The organism is Paenibacillus sp. SORGH_AS_0306 (assembly GCF_030819345.1).
Classification (GTDB): Bacteria; Bacillota; Bacilli; order Paenibacillales; family Paenibacillaceae; genus Saccharibacillus; species Saccharibacillus kyungheensis.
On sequence record NZ_JAUTBP010000001.1, the window covers coordinates 2916434 to 2925905 of the forward strand.

The window sequence follows — 9472 nt, forward strand, 5'->3', positions numbered from 1 at the left end:
ATAGAAACAAAATCACTACAGATTAAAAAGAAACCGATCTCCACTATAGAGATCGGCTAATACCTAACTATTTTTTGTCTACTGCATATTTGCGATGATTAAAAGGACGTTTGGCACGAGGCTCGCCTAGAATTTCTGCCCAAATCACGCCTTTACGAAGCTCCTCAGAGCCGATAGCATTTTTAGAAGTAGTCTCTGAATCCAATTCTTCGATTCTTACTCTACTGCCTGCATTCAAATGCATCGAACGGGCTTGAATATCTTTGTGCATTTCATCAAGACGTTTTTCTACTTCACTTTGATTGGAAATGACTTTTTGCGGTATATAAGGCTCTGGTGAAGATAACGTTGATTTATTCGCTGAATCTTCATAGCCGGGTGCATTCTCCGATGTATCTAACTCATCATAGCGTTGCCCTGCTTCATGATATCGACGCTGTACATCATCTAATGATTCCGGTTCAGCTGATGTGCGCTCAGGTTCATTGAACCATTTTCTTTTGGTATCACCATTTCCGCCAAACGTTGGCATACCTGAAGGTTGCCCGCCTGACTTCTTTTTAGCTGAACGCGTTCTGACAAAAGAAAAGATAGCAAACGCAATAATGGCGACAAAATATAAATTACCCATAAGGAATTCAAACATCAATTATCGCACACCTTTATTTATTTGACTTATTATCCGGGCTACTGCCAGAATCTTCTGATTTACCGATTGAACCTCTCATTTGAGTGTCTGCTTCGATATTTTTGAAATTCATATAATCCATAACTCCAAGTTGACCTTGACGAAGAGCTTCTGCCATAGCCAGTGGTACATCGGATTCGGATTGAACTACACGTGCTCTCATCTCAACAACGCGTGCTTTCATCTCTTGTTCTTGAGCGACAGCCATCGCGCGTCTTTCTTCTGCTTTGGCTTGAGCGATACGTTTGTCTGCTTCTGCTTGTTCTGTCTGTAGCATAGCACCGATATTTTTACCTACATCGACATCTGCGATATCGATCGATAGAATTTCAAAAGCGGTTCCTGCATCCAGACCTTTTTGCAATACCGTACGAGAGATCATATCTGGATTCTCCAGTACTTGTTTGTGAGAATCACTAGAACCTACGGTAGTAACAATACCTTCACCTACACGAGCAATGATCGTTTCTTCACCTGCACCACCGACCAAGCGGTCGATATTCGCACGTACGGTTACACGAGCTTTAACTTTAACTTCGATACCGTTACGTGCCATAGCAGCAACGACAGGCGTTTCAATTACTTTAGGGTTAACACTCATTTGTACAGCTTGTAATACATCACGACCTGCAAGGTCAATCGCGGCTGCACGTTCAAATTCCAACGGAATCTCTGCACGTTGCGCCGCAATCAGTGCATTTACAACACGGTCTACATTACCACCTGCAAGATAATGGCTTTCCAATTGGTTCATATCAAGCCCAAGACCAGCTTTGTGCGCTTTGATCTGTGGATTCACAATACGTGAAGGGGTTACACGACGTAGACGCATCGCTACAAGCGTAATAATACTTACACGTACACCGGAAGCTACTGCTGAGATCCAGAGCATAACCGGGAAGAAACTGAAAAACACACTTAAAATAATAATAGCGACCACAACGATAAACAGTATACTCAATACGCTTGTACTCATTATTCACATCACACTCCAATTTTTATAGTTCAACCTGCTTACTTATTGCCTGTTCGATCGGATTCATTTGAAAATGTACTGCTAAATATGTAAACGAACATGACCCCTTTTGTCTACATATGTGAATATGAATCCATAATGAAGACGAAGCAATATCATTTGTACGTTATCAAGGTATGAATAATTTACAGAGGTAGTCATCCATACCTGACTTTATCCAACGTTATTCATTCTACCGGTATCCATTATTCTTTGATCAGATGAGCATCTAGAGAAGAAGGTTCTTCTACAATTTCTTCCACAATAATACGACTGCCATCGACTTGTTTCACTCGAATCGGACGATCATTTGCAATAAAATTCCCCTGTGTCACTACGTCAATTCGTTCGCCTTCGATCATAACCGTACCTGATGGACGAAGAGGTGTTACACTGGTTCCTTCTTTACCCAAAAATTGTTCTCTGGTTAAGCGAGACATAAAGCTTTGCTCTGAAGACAATTGTTCTTTGAGAATAAATCGATTCCAAACGCCTCGTTCTTTGAGCAAAATAGCGATCAGTGTTACGACTACAGCAGCTGAAGCAAATGCGATACCCAGAGATAATAAAGCATCGCTTGTATCATATGCAGCTTTCACTACACCTGTTATCAGACTGGCTGAACCCAAAATACCCAATATCCCAAAGCTTGGAATAAACAACTCAAGCACCAGTAAAATAAGTCCTCCTAAAAAGAGTAACCATGTCGTTGAACCTGAAAATCCAGCGGCATAACTACCGAAGAAGTACAATGCAAATGCGACAATTCCAACAATACCCGGTATACCGAATCCCGGTATAATAATCTCTATTGCGATTCCAGCGATCCCGATAAACAATAACAGTGTTGTTACGATCGGGTTAGTTAGCACACGTGCGATATTTTCGCCTGCGCTTGGTTGTACTTGGACGATGTCTGCTGGTGAATGTCCCAACTCAGCTACAACAGCATTGGTAGAAGCCAGAATATCGTCTGCAAACCCTACTTTCAACGCTTCATTACTGGAAAGAGAAATAATCTGACCTTTTTCTTTGGTCTTGTTAATCTCTGGCATTGGGACTACCATATTCACATCTGTCATCCCATCTGCGATATCTGCATTCCGATTATGAAGCTGAGCAGCAGCTCTCATTTCACTTTTCCAATAAGCGACCTGCTTGGGATTATCAATCGGGTTGCCTTGACCATCAACGATAGCGGCTGCACCAATGGTACTTCCAGGTTGCATAAAAATCTTATCTGCATTTAATGCAATATAACTACCTGCTGATGCGGCTTTGTCTTGTACAAAAACAGCTACAGGAACATCACTATTACGTACCATCGCTCCAATATCACCCGCGGCTTGCAGTTCTCCACCGGCGCGTATTCATTTCTAACACGATCCACGATGCTTTCGCTTGCTTCGCTTCTTCAAATCCTCGCGCCAAAAACTTTTGTAATCCGCTTTCAATTTGACGATCAATTGGAATCACGTAGACTGAACCATCATTATTACTGGTGGCTGGTGCAGATGCGGCTTGCGTAGTTTGCGGATAAATTCCTGCTACAACCAACATCGCCATAAGTGAGCCTAACAATAACAGAGTCAATCGACGCTTGATACGAACCATTTGGTCAAGCGATTGATTCATACGATCTTAGCCCCTTTCCGTTCAGATGTGTTTGTTTAATATCACAGCACAATATTAAACAATATACATATAAGCATAGTAAAAGGTAGTCTATACGTAATACGCATTTATAATGGTTACGTTTCAATTATATTCCTTTCTCCGAAAAAAAGTATAGAAAAAAGCACCTCATCTTATAAAAAATGAGGTGCTTTCACATATGTTTATTGCAGAAATTGTTGAACCGTTTGATTCACAACTTTTCCGTCTGCGCGACCTTTTACTTTAGGCATCAGGGCGCTCATCAGTTTTCCCATATCGGCTTTTGAAGAAGCACCGGTTTCCTGGATGGTCTGCTTTACAAGAACTTTAATTTCTTCTTCAGACAGCTGTGTGGGAAGGTACTCGGAAATAATCTCAATCTCCGCTTTAAGGTTGCTTGTCAGGTCATCACGACCTGCTTTTTCAAATTCTTGGAGGGCATCTTTGCGCTGTTTGATCTCACGACTAAGAATATCAAGCACTTCATTGTCGTCCAAGTCTCTTTTCAAATCTATTTCGAGATTTTTAATCGTTGAACGAACCATGCGTATGGTAGACAATTTGAATTTCGCCTTGTCTCTCATTGCTTGCTTCATATCTTCGTTTAATCGTTCGCTAAGATTCATGACGGGTAAATCCTCCTAAAACTTTCTTTTACGAGCAGCCTCAGATTTTTTCTTACGCTTAACGCTCGGCTTTTCATAATGTTTGCGTTTTTTCACCTCAGCCAGAACGCCATCTTTAGCGATGGAGCGTTTGAAGCGACGAAGTGCTGCATCAATTGTTTCGTTTTTGCGAACTTTCGTTTCAGACACTAGTTTTCCCTCCCTCCGACCAGACCGTCCAAGAACAATAACACGGTTTATCAACTTTCATTATAGGTGAAAGTTGAATGAAGTGTCAATATGATTGGCTAGTTTTGCCTGCAATTTTTTAATGTTCTATTATATACCCGTTTTATACAGTATTGGAACATCTTTTTTTATTATTCTTTTACACGCTATTTTCGCTTATGCGTGAGAGTTGGAAATGCCTGTTAAAGCACCTAGATTCGCTCCACCTAACAAATGATAATGCAGATGTTGCACTGCTTGTCCGCTATCCGGGCCGCAGTTGTTGATTAGACGATATCCACTTGTATTTACACCTAGCTCTTTTGCTAACTCTATGGCTACTCCATGGATATGACCGATGACCGGTAAATCTTCTTGAGTCACTTCATTCATCGAATCGATATGCTTTTTGGGAATAAGCAATACATGCACAGGAGCAGCAGGTGTAATATCGTGAAATGCTAATATCTGCTCATCCTCATATACTTTTTTAGATGGAATCGTTCCTGCTACTATTTTGCAAAATAAACAATCTTCTTTGACGATCATAATAAGACTCCCTTCGCTAAACTTTTTAGTGTATCTTGCTTCCACGTACGTGTATGACTATCTACATACTCTACATACGTTCTAACATCACTTTAGAACCGCTACCTGCTTGTTCCGCAGGTACAATGACTAATTTACGAGGCAATCTCATTCGTAATTCAGGAACATGGCTGATGATCCCAACAGAAAGTTGATCATTATGAAGTTTTTCCAGTGAAGTCACTACTGTATCCAAAAGTTCGGGATCAAGTGTACCAAATCCTTCATCTAAGAAAAAGAACTGAAGAGGATACTGTCCACGTAATTGAATCTGAGCCGATAAGGCTAATGCTAATGATAACGAAGTTAAAAATGTTTCTCCACCTGACAATGAAGACACCGGGCGACGAATTCCCCCATTACCATTATCACAGATCACAAATCCTCCACCAGAATCCACTTCTAAAGAATACCGTTGCTTGGTCAAAAAACGTAATCGCTCTGAAGCGGCTAGACTGACCTGCATTAATTGTTCTTCTGCAATATATTCGACAAACGCATTACCACGCATACTAGCTTGTAATTTGGATAAATGCTTGGCTTCTTGCGCTAAGGTGACTCGTTGATTTTCTAACTCACGCCAGCGTACATGACGTTGTTCAAGGTCTTCACGATCACGAGTTGCTTTGGCACGTTGCTCTAAGGCGGACTCATCGGCTTGCCGAGCTGCTGTATATTGTTGCTGAATCTGTGCCCATTCTTCTTCGCTCACACTTTGTCCATTTAATTTATGCTGTACTTTGCGCAAATGTACAGAAAGTTCGTGCTGTTGTTCCCGATGAGATTGAATCTGTTGTCGATCCGCTTGAATCTGCTCTTCGGTCATTCGCGATTGGCTGACACTTTGTTCATTATCAAATGGAGAAGCTTGCAATGCTTGTTGCCACTTTTCAGCATGTTGATTGACTTGTTCTTGTAATGATTGTAGCGATTGCACAGCCAATTCTACTTGATGTGTAGCTGTCTGTTGATGTTGTAGTGCTGTGCGCCACAAGTCTGTCGTCTGCTCTGCTTGCTGGCGTAATTGTTGGTGTTGCTGTTGCGTGTCTGTTAATAACTGCTGAGCCGATTGATCTCCTATCCACTCGGTCAGGCGATTTTTCTTTTCTTGTAAAAGCTGTTGATTCCCTTCTTGACGAGTCTGATCTTGAATACGCTGTTTGTCCAGTGTGTTGATATGGTCATAACCATTTTTGATAGCTTGCTCTCGCTCTTCGATATACGGAACACTTTTTTCTAATCCTTCACGAATCTTCTCAGCTTGTTCATCCATCTGCGCTAGAGCGGCAAATCGCTCACGTGCTGATTGTTCTGTCAAATGCGGTAACTTCTGTTGCCACTGTTGTAACAGTTGCTCTAACGACTGCGTAGCGGCTTGTAAACGAGTATGGGATTGCTCCACCAGTCGTCCAGATGATTGTTGCTCAGATTGAGCGGTTAATCGACGGCCTGACCATTCTCGTTCATCTTGTCGCCATTGGCGTAATTGTTGTTGTAATGCTCTTGTTTGTTGCTCTAAATGCTGATTTTGAGCTTGCAAATTAGCAAATTTTGCTTGTAGCTCTATTTCAGACAAAGCAGAGGCTTGATCGTTTGGAACAGATACCGACTCTTCATTATCTAACTGCCAATCCCATTCTTGCATATTGCTATCTAACTCAATTTGACGACCACGTACATGTTGCTGTTGCACTTGAAGATGTTGCTTTATTTGTTTTAAAGTCTGAGTCTGTTGATTGATATTCTCAGATCGTTGTGTGGTAGAAACTGACTTATCTGCTGAAGTAGAAAGATCATTGCTGATATGAGCAGGTTGTGGATGATGAATAGATCCGCAGACAGAGCAAGGTTCTCCTTCTTGCAGTTCTGCCGCTAACATCATCGCTAGCCGATTCGATTCTGCTTCTCTAGCTTGTTGTGCATGTTGTTCTTCCAGTTGTTCAACCGATTGCTCTGTTATTTGTAGATCATTTGCTAATTGCTGATGATCTTGATATAACGCAAAAATCTGTTGCTGTAATTGCTGTTCCTGCACCGATCGTTGTGCTTCTTGCTCGGTGATCTGTTGCCATGCTTGATTGGCTTGTTGGGCAGCCTGATGATATCCATCATATTCTGTCTGTTGTTCTTGTAGACGAGTTCTTGCTGTATCTAGAGCAGATAACTGTTGTTGAGCTTCTTGCAACTCACGTCGATCCTGACTGCGCACTTCACAAGCTTTTAACTGTTTATTCAATTCTTCTTGACGTTGTCTTGCTTTGTCTAACAACATCTGTTCACGCTGTACTTGATAGGATGCTTCTTCCAGTTGTTTTTGTGTAGCTTCCAATTGATTCTGAATTTGCTGTTGATCTTGTTCTAAAGCAGCACATTCTGTTTGCAATTGTAAAGCTTGTTGAAGTTGCTCTATCCGCTTTAACAGTGAAGGCTCTTGCTCTGTTAATTGTTGCTTCGCCTGCTGTTCATGCTCGGCAGCGACCGATACAGCCCGATCGGCTTGCTCTAATTGTTGTTGCAGAACAGTTACACGTTGTTGTTCTTGGATGGCTTTGGTCTCATGGGTACGCCATGTATCTAATAACGGTAATAAATTCTGGGCAGATATTGCTTGTTCAATCTGCTGTTCTTTACTAACAATATCTGCTTCATGTTGTTGTAATTGATCTAATCGTTGTTGTAATCGTGCTTGTTCTTGCTGATATTCTCTAATCTTGCCCCATTGTTCTGTGCGAGCAGTCATATCTGCCAGTTCTTGACGACGTTGTTCTGCTTCTTGAATAGCCGTCTCTAACCGTTCTATCGCTGTCTGTAGCGCTTCGGCTGATGCTTCGCCTAACCCTGTCTGTTCAGCGTACAATTTGCCCAGTACATTGTCTGTTTCTTTGACACGTTGACTAAGCTTTTGCATTAAGCGATCGCCATACCGTTCCAGATGAAAAAGACGCTGTAACATCTGTCTACGATCACTGCCTTTGAGTGATAAAAATTCAGCAAATTTACCTTGCGGTAGGACAACGGCACGTGTAAAATCATCCATTTTAAGCCCGATATAATCTTCTACACAACGCGTAACGTCTGCTAATTTGTCTGCAACTACGACATCACCATCTTCACGCATTTCGATAAATCGGCTCATAGCGTTACTAACAGTGTGATCTCCTGTACGTTTGAATCGTCGCTCTACTCGATATCGCTGTGCGCCTTCAGCAGATAGTAATTCAAATGAAAAAGACACAAATAATGAATCTTCAGAATGATTCATAATGCCCTGCGTACCGTTGTAAGCTCGTTCTACTTTCCCGTATAACGCAAGTGTAATCGCATCTAATACTGTCGATTTCCCGCTACCTGTAGGTCCAAAAATACCGAATAACCCTGTTTCACATAGTGCTTCAAAATCGATTTCTTGTTGCTCACGATAACTTTGTAAACCGGATAATTTGAGTGTGATTGGCTTCATGATGGCTGTTCCTCTCCGACTTCGTCTTCATCGATCAATTCCAAAAACAACTCTACTAATCGATCTTCAGGTGTTGCTCCACCTGTCTGACGTTCATAAAATTTACGGAACAATTCATGCACAGGCAATTGAGCACGTTCCGCAAAAGACTGCTGTGCTTCTGTCTCAGGATACACAGGTCGAATATTAACAATCCCACTGTAGGCTTTGCGAATCGATTGAATATCCGACATTGATAATGCTTCTAATAGTGAAATTTCTAAATCGATAAAAGCATTACGATCTCTACCTTCTTCTAACCATTGATGAACTTCAGTCAGACCGCCTTTGGCTTTCCAGCGCACCAGAGGACGACCACAAGTTAAAAATATTTCTTCGATCTGTGGAACCCCTCCAGGTGCTACATCTAGCATCGTGACAGATTTGGCTTGCCCTGCTTCAGAAAAACTATACGCCAGCGGAGAACCACTATAGCGGATAATCCCTTCTCCTTTCACAGCTTGAGCGCGGTGTAGATGACCTAATGCTGTATATTGAGCGCCTGTGTAGAGCGCAGACGGATCTACTGTATAAGCGCCTCCTACTTGAATAGGGCGCTCTGAATCTGATTCTACGCCGCCTAGTGCATAGATATGACTCATAGCTAGGTTAACGGTGTCCGATCGGAAATCAGTCGCTAACTGTCTCATCAACATGCCTACCCGTTCACTATATGCACGACGAATCAGATCTTCATCATTTTCGACTGTTAATAGTTCGTTCAGTCTAGCTTCAGATGGGTATGGCAATGCGGCTATAATCGCTGTTTCTGATGTTCTAGGGACAGGAATTGTTAAAGCACTTGCAGCGGGCGTCCCCAGTAAATAAATCCCTCTTCCTTTGACTAAAGGAGTGGCTGAAGCTATTCGATCAGGTTGATCATGATTCCCTGCAATCACTGCAAGCGGACGACCGTTCGCGGTCAATCTTGCAGCAGCTTCATAAAATAATTGTTCTGCCGCAGCAGGTGGATTAACAGAATCATATACGTCGCCTGCCATCAGAATCAGATCTGCTTGTTGATCATCTGCAATCTGAACCAATTCATCGACAAAAGCGATTTGTTCTTCAAGGCGACTTCTGCCTTCTAACGTACGACCAAAATGCCAGTCTGCTGTATGTAAAATACGCATAGCTTTCTCCTTTTTACGTGATCATTTATTTTAAATAAATACAGATAAAAGGAGGTTTGC

Annotated in this window: 9 protein-coding genes; all 9 read right to left on the reverse strand. The window is 41.9% G+C overall.

The features are described from left to right. Positions 1-67 precede the first annotated feature (67 nt). On the reverse strand, positions 68-646 hold the full coding sequence (locus tag QE450_RS12665) for a hypothetical protein (protein WP_307299586.1): 579 nt from the start codon (positions 644-646) through the stop codon (positions 68-70). A gap of 16 nt (positions 647-662) precedes the next feature. Further along, entirely contained in the window at positions 663-1664 is a 1002-nt protein-coding gene (floA, locus tag QE450_RS12670) for a flotillin-like protein FloA (RefSeq protein ID WP_204823233.1), read from the reverse strand. A 245-nt stretch (positions 1665-1909) separates the two neighbouring features. Beyond that, entirely contained in the window at positions 1910-3028 is a 1119-nt protein-coding gene (locus tag QE450_RS12675) for an NfeD family protein (RefSeq protein ID WP_307299587.1), read from the reverse strand. A 10-nt stretch (positions 3029-3038) separates the two neighbouring features. Then, positions 3039-3338, reverse strand: coding sequence for a Clp protease/crotonase-like domain-containing protein (locus tag QE450_RS12680; RefSeq protein WP_307299588.1), 300 nt, complete (start codon positions 3336-3338; stop codon positions 3039-3041). 203 nt (positions 3339-3541) lie between these two features. Next, positions 3542-3985 (reverse strand): GatB/YqeY domain-containing protein, encoded by a 444-nt coding sequence (locus QE450_RS12685; protein ID WP_274172236.1) that lies wholly within the window; start codon positions 3983-3985, stop codon positions 3542-3544. A 15-nt stretch (positions 3986-4000) separates the two neighbouring features. Next, positions 4001-4174 carry a 30S ribosomal protein S21 gene (rpsU, locus tag QE450_RS12690; protein ID WP_005547957.1) on the reverse strand — a complete coding sequence of 58 codons (174 nt, stop codon included), beginning with the start codon at positions 4172-4174 and terminating at the stop codon, positions 4001-4003. Between the two features lie 195 nt (positions 4175-4369). Beyond that, positions 4370-4741, reverse strand: coding sequence for a histidine triad nucleotide-binding protein (locus QE450_RS12695; protein ID WP_273613118.1), 372 nt, complete (start codon positions 4739-4741; stop codon positions 4370-4372). A 70-nt stretch (positions 4742-4811) separates the two neighbouring features. Then, positions 4812-8240, reverse strand: a complete 3429-nt coding sequence (locus QE450_RS12700; protein ID WP_307299589.1) for an SbcC/MukB-like Walker B domain-containing protein — start codon at positions 8238-8240, stop codon at positions 4812-4814. Then, positions 8237-9412, reverse strand: coding sequence for an exonuclease SbcCD subunit D (locus tag QE450_RS12705; protein WP_307299590.1), 1176 nt, complete (start codon positions 9410-9412; stop codon positions 8237-8239). The genes QE450_RS12700 and QE450_RS12705 overlap by 4 nt, the downstream gene beginning before the upstream one ends. Positions 9413-9472: the final 60 nt, after the last annotated feature.

Bases quoted from the DNA above. Each gene is read 5' to 3' on its own strand.
- QE450_RS12665 (WP_307299586.1), bottom strand. From the start codon at position 646: ATGTTTGAATTCCTTATGGGTAATTTATATTTTGTCGCCATTATTGCG.
- floA (WP_204823233.1), bottom strand. From the start codon at position 1,664: ATGAGTACAAGCGTATTGAGTATACTGTTTATCGTTGTGGTCGCTATT.
- QE450_RS12675 (WP_307299587.1), bottom strand. From the start codon at position 3,028: ATGGTACGTAATAGTGATGTTCCTGTAGCTGTTTTTGTACAAGACAAA.
- QE450_RS12680 (WP_307299588.1), bottom strand. From the start codon at position 3,338: ATGAATCAATCGCTTGACCAAATGGTTCGTATCAAGCGTCGATTGACT.
- QE450_RS12685 (WP_274172236.1), bottom strand. From the start codon at position 3,985: ATGAATCTTAGCGAACGATTAAACGAAGATATGAAGCAAGCAATGAGA.
- QE450_RS12695 (WP_273613118.1), bottom strand. From the start codon at position 4,741: ATGATCGTCAAAGAAGATTGTTTATTTTGCAAAATAGTAGCAGGAACG.
- QE450_RS12700 (WP_307299589.1), bottom strand. From the start codon at position 8,240: ATGAAGCCAATCACACTCAAATTATCCGGTTTACAAAGTTATCGTGAG.
- QE450_RS12705 (WP_307299590.1), bottom strand. From the start codon at position 9,412: ATGCGTATTTTACATACAGCAGACTGGCATTTTGGTCGTACGTTAGAA.